At 44.2% G+C, this 17,115-nt stretch carries 15 protein-coding genes; 7 read left to right on the top strand and 8 right to left on the bottom strand.

The genetic code is table 11. The features are described from left to right. Positions 1 to 153: 153 nt before the first annotated feature. The 4 genes from norW to BCV39_RS16910 form a co-directional block, all read right to left on the bottom strand. On the bottom strand, positions 154 to 1,323 hold the full coding sequence (gene norW / locus BCV39_RS16925) for an NADH:flavorubredoxin reductase NorW (RefSeq protein ID WP_102432121.1): 1,170 nt from the start codon (positions 1,321 to 1,323) through the stop codon (positions 154 to 156). Position 1,324: 1 nt separating this feature from the next. After that, the gene (gene norV, locus BCV39_RS16920) at positions 1,325 to 2,830 is read right to left on the bottom strand and encodes an anaerobic nitric oxide reductase flavorubredoxin (protein ID WP_102432120.1); all 1,506 of its coding nucleotides are present in this window, start codon (positions 2,828 to 2,830) and stop codon (positions 1,325 to 1,327) included. A gap of 293 nt (positions 2,831 to 3,123) precedes the next feature. Next, the gene (locus BCV39_RS16915) at positions 3,124 to 3,780 is read right to left on the bottom strand and encodes an NAD(P)H-dependent oxidoreductase (protein ID WP_102432119.1); all 657 of its coding nucleotides are present in this window, start codon (positions 3,778 to 3,780) and stop codon (positions 3,124 to 3,126) included. Positions 3,781 to 4,071: 291 nt separating this feature from the next. Further along, entirely contained in the window at positions 4,072 to 4,938 is an 867-nt protein-coding gene (locus tag BCV39_RS16910) for a glycerol kinase (RefSeq protein WP_102432118.1), read from the bottom strand. A 576-nt stretch (positions 4,939 to 5,514) separates the two neighbouring features. Here BCV39_RS16910 and BCV39_RS16905 point away from each other — a divergent pair. The 3 genes from BCV39_RS16905 (at position 5,515) to BCV39_RS16895 (ending at position 9,328) form a co-directional block, all read left to right on the top strand. After that, positions 5,515 to 7,407 carry a PTS mannitol transporter subunit IICBA gene (locus BCV39_RS16905; RefSeq protein ID WP_102432117.1) on the top strand — a complete coding sequence of 631 codons (1,893 nt, stop codon included), beginning with the start codon at positions 5,515 to 5,517 and terminating at the stop codon, positions 7,405 to 7,407. Positions 7,408 to 7,592: 185 nt separating this feature from the next. Beyond that, positions 7,593 to 8,741 (top strand): mannitol-1-phosphate 5-dehydrogenase, encoded by a 1,149-nt coding sequence (locus tag BCV39_RS16900; protein WP_102432116.1) that lies wholly within the window; start codon positions 7,593 to 7,595, stop codon positions 8,739 to 8,741. 50 nt (positions 8,742 to 8,791) lie between these two features. Continuing rightward, positions 8,792 to 9,328 (top strand): MltR family transcriptional regulator, encoded by a 537-nt coding sequence (locus BCV39_RS16895; protein ID WP_196303849.1) that lies wholly within the window; start codon positions 8,792 to 8,794, stop codon positions 9,326 to 9,328. A 298-nt stretch (positions 9,329 to 9,626) separates the two neighbouring features. Here BCV39_RS16895 and nagB read toward each other — a convergent pair whose 3' ends face one another. Next, positions 9,627 to 10,427 (bottom strand): glucosamine-6-phosphate deaminase, encoded by an 801-nt coding sequence (gene nagB, locus BCV39_RS16890; RefSeq protein ID WP_008216780.1) that lies wholly within the window; start codon positions 10,425 to 10,427, stop codon positions 9,627 to 9,629. 580 nt (positions 10,428 to 11,007) lie between these two features. Then, complete coding sequence (locus BCV39_RS16885; protein WP_019819999.1) at positions 11,008 to 11,361, bottom strand: DUF413 domain-containing protein; 354 nt, start codon at positions 11,359 to 11,361, stop codon at positions 11,008 to 11,010. 154 nt (positions 11,362 to 11,515) lie between these two features. Between BCV39_RS16885 and BCV39_RS16880 the strand changes: the two genes are divergently transcribed. After that, positions 11,516 to 12,406 (top strand): LysR family transcriptional regulator, encoded by an 891-nt coding sequence (locus BCV39_RS16880; protein ID WP_102432115.1) that lies wholly within the window; start codon positions 11,516 to 11,518, stop codon positions 12,404 to 12,406. Between the two features lie 190 nt (positions 12,407 to 12,596). On the opposite strand, the gene BCV39_RS16875 is transcribed toward BCV39_RS16880, so the two are convergent. Continuing rightward, positions 12,597 to 12,800: a hypothetical protein gene (locus BCV39_RS16875; RefSeq protein WP_048660610.1), complete on the bottom strand. Its 204-nt coding sequence runs from the start codon at positions 12,798 to 12,800 to the stop codon at positions 12,597 to 12,599. A gap of 236 nt (positions 12,801 to 13,036) precedes the next feature. Between BCV39_RS16875 and BCV39_RS16870 the strand changes: the two genes are divergently transcribed. The 3 genes from BCV39_RS16870 to BCV39_RS16860 all read left to right on the top strand — a co-directional run bounded on the left by BCV39_RS16870 (position 13,037) and on the right by BCV39_RS16860 (position 15,516). Continuing rightward, on the top strand, positions 13,037 to 14,413 hold the full coding sequence (locus BCV39_RS16870) for an AlkA N-terminal domain-containing protein (protein ID WP_102432114.1): 1,377 nt from the start codon (positions 13,037 to 13,039) through the stop codon (positions 14,411 to 14,413). Positions 14,414 to 14,475: 62 nt separating this feature from the next. Beyond that, on the top strand, positions 14,476 to 14,958 hold the full coding sequence (locus tag BCV39_RS16865; protein WP_102432113.1) for a methylated-DNA--[protein]-cysteine S-methyltransferase: 483 nt from the start codon (positions 14,476 to 14,478) through the stop codon (positions 14,956 to 14,958). 171 nt (positions 14,959 to 15,129) lie between these two features. Next, positions 15,130 to 15,516: a hypothetical protein gene (locus tag BCV39_RS16860; RefSeq protein WP_102432112.1), complete on the top strand. Its 387-nt coding sequence runs from the start codon at positions 15,130 to 15,132 to the stop codon at positions 15,514 to 15,516. Here the strand turns inward: BCV39_RS16860 and nhaD are convergent. Further along, entirely contained in the window at positions 15,513 to 16,952 is a 1,440-nt protein-coding gene (gene nhaD / locus BCV39_RS16855) for a sodium:proton antiporter NhaD (protein WP_055319220.1), read from the bottom strand. The genes BCV39_RS16860 and nhaD overlap by 4 nt on opposite strands. Between the last annotated feature and the right edge of the window lie 163 nt (positions 16,953 to 17,115).

Genomic DNA, 17,115 nt, shown 5'->3' with positions numbered 1-17,115 from the left:
CAAGAAAGCCAGTCTGTTGACTGGCTTTTTTATTGCTTGCTTATACTAGAGTTGCTCTAGTATAAGCCTCAAATTTTCCCGAATTTGATGTGCATTTTTGTGTTGAATACAGTCGACCTATATAATGCGTCGACTGCTTTTACAGCTTTGTGCTTATGATGGTGAAATTGTCTGCAACTCCTTTAGTAGGGGAAATGCGGTTTTGATGTGCTCTCCCGTGACAATGAATCCAACCAACTGATTATCTTCATTGAAGCCCTTAGCGACAATACCTTTCGGGTCAAAGCGAGTTTCCCAGCTTTGAGCGGTTTGCAGATCGCGGCCTGCAAGCTGAATGGGGTAGCTTGGGGTCTTCACCTTGGTGATGATATGAGGCAACTTGAGTTTTATGTCAGCTGTCGCAGGTACTTCATCACTCGCAATGAGCTGCTTTGCCAACACGTTAGCAGACAAAATCGCGGGTTGTAGATAAGCCATTACGCGCCCTTCAACCTCGGCACAATCTCCAATCGCATACACATTGTTAGCGCTGGTTTTTAAGGTGTTATCAACCACAATTCCTCTGTTTGCCTCTATTCCCGCTTGCGCGGCTAAAGCCGTATTTGGCCTTAATCCTGCTGCGGCAATCACGATATCTGCTCGTATTAATCGAGAAGTGGTAGTTTGTAGCCTGACTCCATCGTGAAGGTAAGTTGCTCGACAAATCACAGAGTCGGTTTCGACGGTAACCCCTGCTTTTGTCAGCTCCCCTTCTAACTCAAGTGAAACGAAAGGCGGCACTAAGTTATTCAATAGATAACTTGCGGGTTCGATAATCGTGACATCTTTGCCCGCAGTTTGAAGATCGAATGCGAGCTCGACCCCAATCAAGCCTCCCCCAATCACAGTGATGCGTTGGGCGTCATCGATCTGAGCTTTGTGTTTCTCGAACTCTTCCAAGCTATTTAACGTAATGGTCTCGCTGCGTTTAAGCCCTTCTGCTGGTGGTATGAAAGGTGTCGCTCCCGTTGCTAATACCAACTTCGAATAGTGGATGATTTGCCCATCAACATGAACACACTGCTGCTTGGTATCGATTTCACTAACTAAAGCCTTGGTTTTGATGACCACGTTGTACTGCTCAGCCAATTGCTGAGCGTTATTAACGGTTAACGCCTGTGGTGTTTGAGCCTGGCTGAATGCGTGTGAGATATTCGGCTTACTGTACTCAACCCCTGCATCTGCCGTGATCATGGTAATCGCGACATCTTGGTCAATTTTACGTACCATCTTTATGGTTTGTAGGGCGGCGAAACCACCACCCACAATCACAATGTTCGACATGTTACTTCTCCACAAACACTTCTTTGCCTAAATGACATTCGGGGCAAAGGAAATCATCTGGCACTTGTGCCCATGGTGTTCCTGGTTCAACGCCTTGGTAGGGTTCACCCAGTTGTGGATCGTACACCCATTCACACACAGTACAGCGCCAGCAAGTGCAGTCTGCGCTATGGTTTGGCTTGTCTTGAGCCTGCTCGGTTTGCTGGTTGTCTGTGTCAGCGAGCGCGACCGGAGTACTCGTTGGTACAGGTGTGGTTTCAAGCGGCTTAACACTGCGTTCAACTTTCTTAGGCTCACTAACCTCGTTCGCATCGGTGCGCCAAACCTCGGCCAGTGTCATCCCGTAATCAATACATTGGCGAAGTGCGTCGGTATCCGGTTTCCAGTGAATATGCTGAGGTGCGCTCACTTCGAAGTTGGCTTCACGTAAGCGAGCATCGATGCGTTTTACTGCGCCGCCAGTCCAACCTGAAGAACCAAATGCTGCGGCTCTTTTTTCTGCAAAGCGCAGGCCGTGTATTTCTTCAAGTAGCGCGGCGATTTGCGGCATCATCACGTTGTTCATGGTCGATGAGCCAACAAGCACACCCTTTGAACGGAAGATATTGGCAAGGATGTCATTCTTGTCGTGCTTAGAAATATTGAAGACCTTGATTGCTGTTTCTGGGCTTCCTTTACGGATACCCTTTGCGATCGCGTCAGCCATCATGCGGGTGTTGTTGGACATGGTGTCGTAGACAATCGTGATGCGATCTTCTTTGTAGGCTTTCGACCACTCGTAATATTGCTCAACGATTTGAGTCGCATTATCGCGCCAAATACAGCCGTGAGAAGTAGCAATGACATCGATCGGTACGCCTAAGCTCAGCACTTCTTCAATCTTTGCTTTAACCAGCGGCGCAAACGGCGTCAGGATGTTCGAGAAGTAACGCAGACATTGTTCATGCAGTTCGACTTGGTCTAGCTGGTCATTGAATAGGTTTTCGTCGCAGTAGTGTTGGCCGAAAGCGTCGTTACTAAACAGGATTTCATCACCGGTTAAGTAAGTCGCCATTGAGTCTGGCCAGTGCAGCATTTTCATCTCAACGAAGATAAGTTGCTTGCCGTTACCGACATCAAGAGTGTCACCAGTTTTGACGGTTCTGAAGTTCCAGTCTGGTTGGTGGTGGTGACCAACAATGGAGTTTACACCCGCTTCAGTACAATAAACCGGCGTGTTCGGGATTTTAGCAAGCAGCGCAGAGAGCGCGCCTGAGTGGTCTTCTTCAGCGTGCTGACAAATGATGTAGTCGATCTCGTTGATATCGATTTCCATCTCTAGGTTTGCAAGGAATTGCTCAGTAAAGCGATGATCGACAGTATCGACAAGCACTGTCTTCTCTTCACGGATCAGGTACGAGTTATAACTCGTACCTTTGTTCATGTGGTATTCCTTACCGTGGAAGTGCTCGGTTTCCCAATCGTGGACGCCGACCCAGTGAACATTTGATTTAACGTGAATAGTCATAATGATAGTACCTTATTGAAATATCTAAGGCTCTCATTGCACTAGTTGTGCCATGTTTCTAAATTATTGTTTTGGCTATTTTTTTTGATTTTTGAGCTCTTATTTGTGTCTTTATGACTTTTTAGTTTTTGTAATCATATTGATTTTAACGTGTCTTTATGACTTGCTGGTGGGTAGTGGCTTGGATAAATAACAGATATAAAAAAGGCCAGATGAGAGTCTGGCCAAATAAAGCAGTGCGATTTGTTTGTTTCAGCTATTACAGCGTTGTGCCTATTATAGCGCGGTAACTGTTATAGCGTGGTAACGACTTCATCAAGAGCTAGACGCGCTTTTGGTTTACCGTGGTTGTAGTCTTCGCCGTCTTTGTGGTAGCCGATAGCCAGTGCAACATCAACAACGTGGCCTTCTAGTTCGTCAGAAAACTCTTCGCCGATCATAGCTGCGTCTACACCTTCCATCGGTGTTGAAGCGATGCCAAGACGAGCTAGCGTGTGCAGTATGTTACCTAGTGCGATGTACACTTGAGACTTAGTCCAGCTTCCGTTGAAACCAGTCTCGTCTGTGTTCATTTCTGCAAATGCGTAAGCACCTAAGAATTGCTCGTACATTTCAGCTGGTAGGTGACCAGAGCTTACTTCTGTATCTGCACGCTTCGCGAATTTCTCTTTAGTGTACTTAGGATCGTGAGCAAACAGGATCGTGTGTGACGCTTCTTTCGCATGTGGTTGGTTAAACTGGAACATGTTTTCGAAAGTATTGTGGAAGCGTTGTTTTGCTGCGTCACTCTCAATGATGATGAATTTCCAAGGCTGAGAGTTGATAGAAGAAGCTGACAAGCGAAGTGCTTCTTTGATTACTTCCATGTCTTCCGCAGAGATGCGTTTTTCTGCATCGTATTTTTTAGCTGTGTAACGAGTGTTTAGATCAGTAATGATTGGATGAGTCATGTTGAATCCTAATATCTATCAATAATAAATGTTGTAGGGTTTTATGTTCAGTCACGTCAACAATAAACGGATAACCAATTTAAACGAATCTCAATAGATTGAACGTCTAAATAGTTATCGAACATGCCCCAATAAATCGAGTATCTGCGGTAGCTCAAGTCGATGGGTGTAAGATAATAGAAGAATGACTCGGGAAAAATAGCGAACATATCAAATCACTATGGATAATAATGTCCACAATGATTCGATAAGTGTGATCTTAATTGCGGTGGAATCTCAAGATTCAGTAGCTTAGTACGCCTTGATACCATATTGGCGCAATAATGGCGGAAGTACGCTGTCTAGGTTGGGGATATCTTCTGGCGTGATTTCGATTAAACCAAAACCATGCTCTTCATAGATTTTTCTCGTAGCTTCACGTTTATCTTCGGCGATTGGCGCAGAATCGGTTCCCCAGAACTGGATGTACACTTTGCCACTTGGTAGATAAAAATCGCTGATCACTTCTTTTGATATTGGCAGCGGACGCTCGTACGCATGAACCACTCCTGCCATATAAAGCCAGTTATCGATGATCAGCTCTCCCTTTGAACGTACATAATGCCCATCCAAGCTTCGGTGCTTCGCCTCAAATTTCTGACGAAAACTGGAGAATGACACATCGGTCGAGTGGCTTTCAGCATCATGCCCCAGGAATTCAACGACAGACTGCTTTAAACGTTTATTGCGAACCAGTGAGTCGTGCCATACCACGAATAAATTTTGAGTCGCTTTATCTTCTCTTTGTTCACCACCGGCTTTTAAGCCTGTAGAGGTGACATGCCAACCGTCTTCTTCTTTCTTTATCCACCCAAGTTCATTGAGCAATAAGTTGATCTTCTTGGCGCTGAGATCAAAGGCGTGACCTAATTGCGTCGCGGTTAATGTTTTGCCAGAGAATGACTCTAAGTCGATAAGCAGTTTCTCTGGCCACACAATAAAGACACCAAATTTTTTGTGTTCTACATACTCCCCCCCAAAGCTTTCTCCTCGCTCGGTCAGCACCCAGCGGTCTTCTGAACGTACGATATAGCCAGCCGTTTTTAGGTCACTAAATAGAGTTTTAGCTTCTATGCCTTTTTGTTTAGCGAGTGCCGATGTGGAGATCTTGTCTGACATAGTCTTCTCTTAAGTCGTCATTTGACTACTGGATAATGTGGGGTCGGAATTACACAGGAACTGATTACTAGAATAACACATCTACTTTACGCAATTCCGCTTCCTCATTGTTCATGTATTTTGAGCTTTTGGGGGAAGGGTTCTCTAAAAAAGCATCAAGAAAGTCCTTTATTACATTCTGTAATTAAATTACATGATGATGGGTTTAATTCATCTGAGTGCATAGAAAACACACTTGGAATGGCGTTCCTTCATACATGGTTTATAGTTTTTAAGATGCACCTTTCATTAAGTGTGATCTTGATCTCTAATTATTTTTGACTGTCGAGTTAATTAGTGTGATCTACATCTCTCATGAATTAGAATTATTCTCATTAATTTTACTTTGTAATTTAGATTCATGACATTTTTGTGATCTAAAGCGTTGCTGTTAACCCCAAAGTGTTTTTTATGCGTGATGTTTGTCACGAAAGTTGGGCTAGGGTGCATTTTGGAAATGTTGTGATACATTTTAATCAACTTTTGAGCACACACTTTCGGTCATTTGACCAACCAATACACTACGGGGTTCTACCTATGTTATCACCAGAAGCGAAGATCAAGGTTCAAAACTTTGGTCGTTTCTTATCCAATATGGTAATGCCAAACATCGGCGCATTTATTGCGTGGGGTTTCATTACTGCACTATTTATCCCAACAGGTTGGTGGCCTAACGAAACGTTAGCATCAATGGTTGGTCCTATGATTACATACCTACTGCCACTATTGATTGGTTACACCGGTGGTAAAATGGTTGGTGGTGACCGCGGTGCGGTAGTCGGCGCTATCACAACAATGGGTGTTATCGTTGGTACTGATATCCCAATGTTCATGGGTGCAATGATTGTAGGTCCACTAGGTGGTATCGCAATCAAGAAATTCGATGAAGCTGTTCACGGCAAAGTGAAGAGTGGTTTCGAAATGCTAGTGAACAACTTCTCCGCTGGTATCATCGGCATGATCTGCGCGATCATCGCGTTCATCGTGATTGGCCCTGCAGTTAAAGTTCTATCTTCTGGGTTAGCGGCTGGCGTTAACGTAATGGTTGAAGCGGGTGCACTACCTCTAGCATCTATCTTTGTTGAACCGGCGAAAATCCTATTCCTAAATAACGCAATCAATCACGGTATCTTCTCTCCACTAGGTATTCAGCAATCTGAAGAGATCGGCCGTTCAATCTTCTTCCTAATCGAAGCGAACCCAGGTCCAGGTCTAGGTCTACTACTTGCTTACATGGTGTTTGGTAAAGGTAGCGCAAAGCAATCTGCTGCTGGTGCATCTATCATCCACTTCTTAGGTGGTATCCACGAAATTTACTTCCCTTACGTTCTAATGAACCCACGTCTAATCCTTGCGGTAATCGCAGGTGGTATGGCTGGTGTATTCACTAACGTAGTGTTCGACTCTGGTCTTATCTCTCCAGCATCACCAGGTTCTATCTTTGCAATCTTACTGATGACGCCAAAAGGCTCTTACATTGGTGTTGTTCTTTCTGTTATCGCTGCAACAGCAGTATCTTTCGTAGTCGCTTCAATTCTACTTAAGACTTCAGCTCAAGATGACGAAGAAGATTCTCTAGAAAAAGCTTCTGCACAAATGAAAGGCATGAAAGCGTCTTCAAAAGGTGCAGCATCAGAAGCAAACGTAAACCTAGCGGATGTAAAAGCAGTTTATGTAGCGTGTGATGCGGGTATGGGTTCAAGTGCTATGGGTGCGGGTCTACTACGTAAGAAAGTAGCAACGGTTGGTCTAGATATTGAAGTAACCAACTACGCCATCAACAACCTACCGGCTGATTCGCAAATTGTTATTACGCATAAAGACCTAACAGACCGTGCTCGCAAAACCATTCCTGGTGCAATGCACATGTCTCTTAACAACTTCTTAGACGGCGCAGTATACGACAACCTAGTAGCAGAACTGGTTGAAGCACAAAGTGGTGAAGCGAAGGTAGAAGCTCCGGTTCCTGCAGCGGCTCCAGCACAAGACGGCAGCAAGCTTGCACTTACTAACGATAGCATTTTCCTTGGCCTTAAAGCGACTCAAAAAGAAGACGTAATCAAGTTTGCTGGCGACCAATTAGTAAAACTTGGCAATGTATCTCCAGAGTACGTAGATGGCATGTTTGCTCGTGAAGAGCTTGTATCTACTTACCTTGGCGAGTCTATCGCAGTACCACACGGCACAATCGAAGCTAAGCAATACGTACAAAAAACCGGCATCGTATTCTGTCAGTACCCTGAAGGTATTCAGTGGGGCGAAGATGAAGACGATATCGCGAAGATGGTTATCGGTATTGCCGCACAAGGCGATGAGCACAACATGGTGCTGATGGCTATCACCAATTCACTTGATGATGAAGACGCTGTGGAATGCCTACAGAACACAACAAACCCTGCTGATGTTCTACGTATTCTCAACGGAAACTAAAAAGCTCTAGTCAAGCTCCTTAAGTGAAGGAGGCCGGTATCCCCCTACTGGCCTCATTTTCGGTCTAAATCTGTCTTAACAAGATTCAGTCTGAATAGCTTACTGCTTAATGCTTAGGGCACATCGTCAAGGCATGTTGTTGAGCAGTTAGCTATCTAGATTCAAATATTTATAAGGTCAAAATTATGAAAGCGTTACATTTTGGTGCAGGTAATATCGGTCGTGGCTTCATCGGTAAACTTCTTTCTGACGCTGGTATGAAGGTTACTTTTGCTGACGTAAATGAAACGGTTGTTAATGCGTTAATTGAACGCCAAGAATACCCAGTGAAGATTGTTGGTGAAGAGTGTGTTGTTGAAATCGTTAAGAACGTGACGGCAGTAAACTCAGCAACAAGCGCTGTGGTAGATAGCCTTGCTGAGTCTGACATTGTGACCACTGCGGTTGGTCCAACGGTTCTTAAAATTATCTCTAAGTCTATTGCTCAAGGCATTGAAAAGCGTGCAGCGGCAAACAACACCGCGCCAATGAACATCATCGCAGCAGAGAACATGGTTCGTGGTACTAGCCAGCTTAAAGCTGCGGTTTTAGAGCACCTTTCTGACGAAATGAAAGCGTTCACTGAAGCGCATATTGGCTTTGTTGATTCAGCGGTTGACCGTATCGTACCACCAGCAGAAGCAGGCGAAACAGACCCACTAGCAGTAACAGTTGAAACGTTCAGCGAGTGGATCGTAGACCAAACACAATTCAAAGGTGATATTCCAAACATCCCTGGTATGGAATGCACTGATAACCTAATGGCTTTCGTTGAGCGTAAACTGTTCACATTAAATACAGGCCACCTAGTAACAGCATACCTGGGTGTACTTGCTGGTCACGAGACAATTAAAGATGCTATTGAAGACCAATCGATCTACTCTGAAGTAAAAGCAACAATGGAAGAGAGTGGTGAAGTTCTGATCAAGCGTTACGGCTTTGATCGAGATGCACATGCCGCTTACATTTTGAAAATTCTTGGCCGTTTTGCAAACCCATTCCTGCGTGATGAAGTAGACCGCGTGGGCCGTCAGCCTATTCGTAAACTGAGCCCACAAGACCGCTTAGTTAAGCCATTGAACGGTACATTAGAGTACGATCTTCCGAACGCTCACCTAGTAAAAGCGATTGCTGCAGCATTCCTTTACAAGAATGAAGACGACCCACAAGCGGTTGAACTTCAAGCAATGTTCGCAGAAAAAGGTTTTGCTGAGACATTAGCGCATTATTCTGAGCTGAATATCGATTCAGAAGTTGTTAAACTAGCGGAACAAGCTTATCTAGCATTGAAATGATAAATCATCAAAGTGCCACCCCGGTGGCACTTTCTTATTGCCGAGCCGTTATGCCAATACAAACTAGCCATGAAACTGAATTACTTGAAGCCCTATCAGAAGCTGAGAGTGCTGGCGCCTGCCTAATGGCTGCTTACGATGCATTGGATGACACGGTAGATGCCGTATTAAAGAATATCTTTAAGAAAGATGACACTGCAATTAAGTTCGTTGTAGAACCTCTTCTTAACAGCGGTGGCCCGTTAGGCGAGATTATGATTCGCGCTAAGCTACTATTAGGGCTTGGTGTCATCAGTAAAGAGCTTTATGACGATTTAGAGGTTTTCGTTACCTTGAAAGAGTGGGCGAAAATACAGGGTGACGACACCAGTTTCACAGAAGTCGACATTATATTTGAGCTTAATAAGGTACACGCGATTCAGCGTATTATGCCAATCGAATATGATGTGGAGATGGTGGAGACCATGTCTGGTCCAATGCTTGAAATGTTTTTGGGGCGACATAATCAGAAAGTGAAGTCGACGATCGTTTTAGCTATCACTGACATTATCACTACCTTGTGCCGAGATAACGCGCTGAGTTCTTAGCTTTAGTTTATAGTCTTGCTTATCTTGTTTTGCATCCTACATATCTTGTAGCTGTTCGTTCGTTTCAATCCAAAATTTAAAATGATGGCGGTTTCTCTAGTTTGAGAAATCGCTTTTTTGTATTCACTCCAGCCCTCCTATTTCTTCCGAGCTAAGCATGACACAAATTGACGATTCTTATGTCGATTACAATCTGCACGTTTTGTTTTAATCGTTGGATAGTCTTGTACCTTGACTGCGAAATTCAGGTACAAAAAAAGCCACATAATGTGGCTTTTTGTCTCAACAAAACCTGAGATTATAGGTCTTGGATGTTTTCAGCTTCTAGCTCTTGGAAGTAGCGTAGAGTCTTAACTTTTAGCTCTTGTTGAGCAGGCTCATCAGCAACGATGATAGCTTTACGGTGCATCTGTAGAGCTGTAACAGTCCACATGTGGTTTACAGAACCTTCGATAGCCATTTGAAGTGCTTGAGCTTTGTTGTGGCCTAGAGAAAGGATCATTACTTCTTCTGAATCTAGAAGAGTAGCAACACCGATAGTTAGTGCGTATTTAGGAACTTGGTTGATGTCGCCATCGAAGAAACGAGAGTTCGCGATACGAGTGTCTTCAGTTAACGTTTTGATACGAGTGCGTGAAGATAGAGAAGAACCTGGTTCGTTGAATGCGATGTGACCGTCGATGCCTACGCCGCCCATGAACAGGTTGATTTTGCCGTATGAACGGATTTTCTCTTCGTATGCTGCACAGTGAGCATCGATGTCTTCAGCTTGACCGTCTAGCAGGTTGATGTTTTCTGCTTGGATATCAACGTGGTTGAAGAAGTTCTCGTGCATGAATGTGCGGTAAGACTCTGGGTGGTTAGGGTCGATACCAACGTACTCATCCATGTTGAATGTTACAACGTGCTTGAAGCTAACTTCGCCAGCTTTGTAAAGTTCAATTAGCTCAGCATAAGTAGTTAGAGGTGTGCTACCAGTAGGAAGACCTAGTACAAATGGACGCTCAGCAGTTGGAGCGAATTTGTTGATCGAATCTGCGATATGACGAGCAGCCCATTTACCTACTTTTGCTTTGTTGCTTAATGGAATAAGTCTCATTGATTTTGCCCCTAGAAATAAAATTTTATAGTGTTCTGAAACATTAATTCGCATTATAAAATAAGTTATCAGGTTCCGCTATTGTTTTAGGTCAATTTTTTGCTTTTTTCGTTGTATCTGTGACTAGAACTCTCAAAATTGCACAATAATTGTATGGATATTTGGTGGCGTTAAACAAGATTAATACGCTTGTCATATACAGGAATGTTGATTTGATTCAGTGCCTGAAAGGGTCTGTGCGTTTCTGCAGATTTATAAGCTTTGGCGTATTAAAGAGCTGCTGCGTACTCACTGGCTTTGAGAGTATAGTTGAGGCGTGAAAAATAATGATGGCAATGTGCCACTATCGTGATAAAAGGAAGTTGTTGAGCGAGGTTCGAAGAATTTAGTCGGGTTAGACACACTTAGGGTGACTAGAATAGATGTTGATTCACGCTATCGCTATGAATTATCTATAAATATTGGTAAATCCGAACAGGTTAGCTAAACTTACCAACTAAGAAGAAAAAGCGAGCTTGAAGTGTAAACATTGAAGGAAAAAAAAGCCCAAAGTGATGAGGTATCACCTTGAGCGATTTTACTAATCTTCTAACACTAACTCACTTTCGTATTCTTCCCTAGGCACTTCGCCGCGTTTGCAGCCGTTTAGGGTATGAAAGCGACGGCGTCCACGAGCTAGTTGAATGTACTTCAACCAAACACGCTCTAACTTGGACTTTGCCTTATGAGGGTGAGACAACACTTTAATGAAGTGTTTTTCTTCTGCATTGATTGGTGCTAGTTCACCAGTTTCAAGTGCAAGCATAGTGTCACCAAACAAGGTTAGGATTTCCTCTTCTGACAGAGTAAAATCACCCGACTTAGCGAACCCTCGTGGGAATTTAATGGTGTCATAAAAACGTTTTTTTCCGTGACGGAATTCGGTCTCAGACATATCAGCCTCAGTAATGTGGTTAGATAGAAATTAGTGTTTATTGCTCACGCGAAAATATTGTTAAAAGGCTAAAATAGGAAACAAAACGTTTTTGCCTTTACGATAAACAATCCTAGATCGGCTAGTTAGCAGATTTATTACAGAGATGTATTTGATGGATGTGAAAGTATTTAGAACCTTTCTTGAGGTTGCAAGGGTGCGCCATTTTGGGCGTGCAGCTGAAAACTTGTATTTAACGCAAGCGGCGGTGAGTGCGCGAATCAAGCAGCTTGAAGGCTATTTTGATACTCAACTCTTCATTCGTGACCGCAATAACATCAAACTCACATCTTCCGGTGAACGTTTGATTGGTTATGCTGAAGTGATGGTTTCCACCTTACAACAAGCGAAATTTGAGCTGTCGTTAGAGAGTGGTAAAGCCTTGCAGTTAACGCTGGGCGGCACGCCGAATATTTGGGATGCGTATCTGCAAAACTGTTTAAGTGTTGTGACCGACTCTTTTGGTGGTTATGGCTTTATGGCAGAGGTGATGGGGCGCGAGCAACTGAACCGTAATTTGTTAGAACGAACCTTAGATATGGCTTTCGCGTTCGATCAGATCAAAGCGGAAGAGCTGAACTGTAAAAAAGTCGCTGATTTGGTTTTGGTGTTGGTATCAACGCAGCAAGATGACCTGGAATCTGTATTCCAACATAAGTATGTGTATGTGGATTGGGGAACGCGTTTTGGTTCTGAACACGCAGAACGTCACCCTAAAGTGCCAGCGCCGTATCTTCGTACCTCTACGGCTCGTATCGCCCTTGATTTCATTTTAGAGAAAGGTGGTAGTGCATATCTTCCGGTATCTCTAGTTGAACCTTTTATCGATTCGGGTCAGCTGCACAAGGTGAAAGGGGTGGAAGACTGGTATCGCCCAATTTATCTGAGTTACCGCAAGAGCAGCACCTCGGTGGAGGCGATCATGCAGGTTGAGAAATTGGTTAATGAGATTGACCCATCGACCGCTTACACGCTGCAACAAGCCGCTGAACAAGCTCCTGAGTAACGGCATTTGCTATAACCATGTTTAGATTAAATAAAAAATGGCTCCTAACTAGTTATATAGTTGGGAGCCATTTTTGTTTTAAACCAGAGATGTACTTCTTTTCGGAACTAGAGATCGTTTCTCATTCCAATAAAATCGTTTAAGCCTGGTATATCTAGCCCTATTTTAAGGCTCTATAGTGTTAACACACTTATAGGTTCATTAGATTCTCAATAGACTCTTCGAGAGAGTGTGACATGTACGAATGGATTGTGTGGCCATCCGTTGCGTCAATCTCAATCTTAGAAATCCCGTTATCTGCTTTGTTTTCAAGAAAGCAAAGAGATTGCTCGACTGATTGACTGGTGAGAACCTGTTGGTTTGATAAAACAATACGACATGTGTGTAGAACCATAGCCTTTTCCTTTTTATATTCGATAGGTCTCTGCATCTTGGCGTGCTAAGTACCGATCGTTGACGTTGTGAGAAGAATGCCTTCTCTAGGTTAAATTTAGTCGAATTGAATAAAATTAAAACCCTTTTTTGTGATTTATCTAACCTTCAGTTCCGAAAGTGGCTAGCGACTATGGTGGTTCACGGTAAACTTTTAGTTATCGGATCGAAAGCGATGGCAAATGGGAAGAGTACAGCATGTCGAAAAATATCAATCACAACAGCACCTTAACGAACGAGCAGTGTCATCTGGCTCGATATGCGCGAGATGCTCGCTTTGATGGAATGTTTTTCACAGCGGTGAAAACGACAGGGATATTTTGTCGCCCGATTTGCCCAGCAACGCCACCTAAAGAGGAAAACGTCGAATACTTTTCCCATCAAGCTCAGGCGCTAAAGGCTGGGTATCGCCCTTGTTTACGTTGTCGACCAGACAGCGCACCTTTTTCTCCAGCTTGGAAGGGCGTCGAAACCACTTTCTTACGTGCGATGCAGTTGATTGATAATGGCGCGCTGAATTCAGGATCTATCGTCGATCTTGCGACCCGTTTAGGCATTTCTGATCGTTACTTGCGAACCTTATTCGACAATTACATCGGTGTGTCACCCAAGCAATATAGTCTTTATAGCCAGTTGATGTTTGCTAAGCAGTTGCTGCACACCAGTAGCATGAGCATTACCGATGTAGGTTTTGCGAGTGGCTTTAATAGTACACGTCGTTTCAATGATGCCTTTCAAAAAGAACTGCAGCTTTCGCCAAGTCAAATTCGGCGGGCAAAGCTAAGTGATAGTGTGAGTAATCATATTCAGCTTGGTTTTCACGGTCCTTTGGATTGGAAGCACCTGTTAGCTTTCTATCGACGAAGAATGATTGAAGGCTTAGAAGAGGTAGGTGAGGACTATTACCAGCGCACGGTAAATGTGAACGGGTCGAAGGGCTGGTTCAAGTCGACTCTGGCTAAAGATAACCGCTTGGATATTGAATTTGAGTTGGACGATATAAGCCATTTAAGAAGCTTGATTGCGAATATTCGACGTATGTTCGATCTTGATGTCGATATTGCAAAGGTCGAGGCCTTCTTTGAGACTATCGATCCTAACTTGGTGGCCAAGAGTGGTATCCGTATTCCTGGCGTGTGGAGTGCTTGGGAAGCAGGAGTGAGAGCGATTCTCGGGCAGCAAGTCTCGGTAACCGCAGCGATTGGCCAGCTCAACTTATTGGTTAAAGAGCTTTCTGATGCATCCGAGAAAGCGTATTTCCCAACGCCTAAGCAGATAGCGGAGGCCGATGTTAGCTTTTTAAGAATGCCGGGAAGCCGCAAAGAGACCCTAAAGCGTTTTGCCGAATACATGGTCGACAATGAAACTGAGCATCCTTCTAAATGGATTGAGCTAAAAGGCATTGGGCCTTGGACAATTCAATACGCGCTGCTTCGCGGGTTAAGCGAGCCTAACCACTTGTTGGTTGGTGATTTGGTAGTGAAGAAGTTTATTGAGCATCGACCTGCCATTAATACAGAGAGTGTTTCACCTTGGGGGAGCTACGCCACGTTCCATTGCTGGAATCAGTCTTAATAGAAGCAACCCGCGAACATGAGCAATCCACAAACATTTGCAGTACCACGCTGGGAGATATTATGGCTAACCGTTTTACATATTATGAGAGCCCATTGGGAACCGTAACTTTACAGGCGAACAATGAGGGCTTGCTCGGCCTTTGGTTTGAAACGCATACCACTAAGCCTGAACAGTTAGGCGTTCAAGATGATAGCTTTCCAATCTTTGTAGTGGCGATCGAGCAGCTTAATCGCTATTTCTCAGGCGAAGCTATCCAATTTTCTGTGCCGATCGCAGCCAAAGGCACTCCATTTCAGCAGTCGGTTTGGCAGGCGCTGACTACCATTCCTTATGGAGAGACTTGGAGCTATGCACAACTGGCTGATGCGATAGGTAATCCGAAAGCCGTTCGTGCTGTTGGCTTAGCGAATGGCAAAAATCCGGTTTCTGTGATTGTGCCGTGTCACCGTGTGATTGGCAAAAATGGCAAGCTGACGGGTTATGCGGGTGGTGTAGAACGCAAACAGCGCTTATTGGTAATTGAGGGAAGATCGCAAGACTAGAAAGCGATTTGGCAACGAGCCTGTCGTGATGCTGGCTGAGGCTTACGTAGCACTCAAGGACAAAGGCTAATAGTTCTTAAAATGTGACTTTGCATTAAAATCAACGCTTTCTGGAAAATATCTATTTGGTTGCATATTCTTTGACTATGTTCTCTAGGCAAGGATGCCCAAATGAATAGATTTCCCTTATTAATATCTGGCTGCAGCTGCGCATTATTGCTGACAGGTTGCTTAACTGATACCAGCCGACCTTTCGAGGTCCCACAACTTGTTATGTTTAAAGGCGTGTACGAGAACGCTGACAATGACAGCTATTTGTATTTCGAGTCGGGACAAGTGATTTATCAAACAACGAATAATTCCGTGACTCGAACCTATCGTATTGAAGGTGATTTGCTCAACATTAAGTTGAATTCAGCGAATAGCCGATCAGATTCTGGCTTGGTGATGCGAATACAACACGAAGGCGCGGTGCTAACCTGCAATCGGTGTCCAGCGATGCAGTTAAGCAACGTCTGGACACGCGTTGAACAACCTTTGAAAGGATCATCGAATTAGAAAAGCCCGCCATTTAGCCATAAGTGAGCAGCGATACTGACGGCATAGCCAATCATGATCACTGGCATCCATTTCAAGTGGCCAAAGAAGGTGTATTTGCCATGCGCTGCCCCCATTAATGCTACTCCAGCTGCACTACCAATAGATAATAAGCTACCACCAACCCCAGCGGTTAAGGTGATCAGTAGCCAGTTGCCCATCGACATTTGTGGCTCCATGGATAACACGGCAAACATTACCGGAATGTTGTCGACAATCGCAGATAGAATCCCGACCATAATGTTGGCCCAAATTGGATCCCATTGGCTATACATCACACCAGACGCGAGTTCCAAGTAACCAAGCAAGCTTAAGCCACCGACACACATCACCACGCCGTAGAAGAACAGCAAGGTGTCCCATTCGGCATGCGACACTCTTCGAAATACATCAAAGGGCACGACTGAACCGAGTCGTTTCAATGCCCCCTCATCATTATTGGCAATCGCCACTGCCTTTTTCTTCGCTAGTGAATTCGGTAAGGTCTTACGCAAGAAATACCCAAAGAACTGTAGATACGCCAGTCCCATCATCATGCCCATCACTGGTGGGAAGTGGAGCACGGCATGGAAAGCAACCGCAGTCGCGATGGTCATGATGAACAAGAACACGATGCGTCTAGCACCGCGTTTTAATTCAACGTGTTGATGAACCGTATCGGGTTGGGTTGTTGGTACAAAGTAAGACATGATCAATGCGGGGACGAGGTAATTCATTACCGAAGGAATAAATAAGGGAATGAACTCACTGAAACTCACATAGCCAGCCTGCCATACCATTAGCGTTGTGATATCACCGAAGGGACTGAACGCGCCGCCAGCATTGGCGGCGATCACGATATTCACACAGGCTAGGTTAACGAATTTAGGGTTAGAACCTGCGACCTTAAGAACTACTGCACACATCAATAGAGCTGTCGTGAGGTTGTCGGCGATAGGTGAGATAAAGAAGGCCAGAATACCGGTTAACCAGAACAGAGAGCGGAAATTAAAGCCTTTGCCCACCATCCACGCTTGCAGTGCATCAAACAGTCTTCTCTCTTCCATGGCGCTGATGTAGGTCATGGCGACGAGTAGGAAAAGTAACAGCTCGGCGTATTCGAGTAAGTTGTGTTCGAGCGCTTGTTTAGCCACTTCAACAAGGTTGTACTCTTGGTAGGTAAAACCGATGATTATCCAGATCAGGCCTGCCGCAAGTAACACAGGTTTGGATTTCCGGAGTTTTAGGTACTCTTCCATCATCACCACAATGTAGGCAATAACAAAAATGGTCAGTGATAGGTAGCCAACAAATGAGTTAGTTAGCTTGAGAGGCTCTCCTAACTGAGAGGTAGTCGCGCCCGCAACCGAAGAAAAGAAGAATAAAGAGAAAACAGCAGAAAGCTGGATACCTAACATGGATTACGCTCCGAAGTTAATAAGTTATTAACACGGGTAAAAGCGTAGACCTAAATAATCATGTGCAGTGTGATAGATATCTTAATAATTCAATAGATTATAGTGAAAGCAATAGACTGTGATGAAAACGAAATACTTGTTTGAAGAGAAAAGAGAAAAGAGA

This window comes from Vibrio sp. 10N.286.55.E10 (assembly GCF_002872555.1).
GTDB classification, from domain to species: domain Bacteria; phylum Pseudomonadota; class Gammaproteobacteria; order Enterobacterales; family Vibrionaceae; genus Vibrio; species Vibrio crassostreae.
The sequence above is the reverse complement of the archived record's forward strand: the minus strand, read 5'-3'. Positions and strand labels throughout refer to the sequence as shown.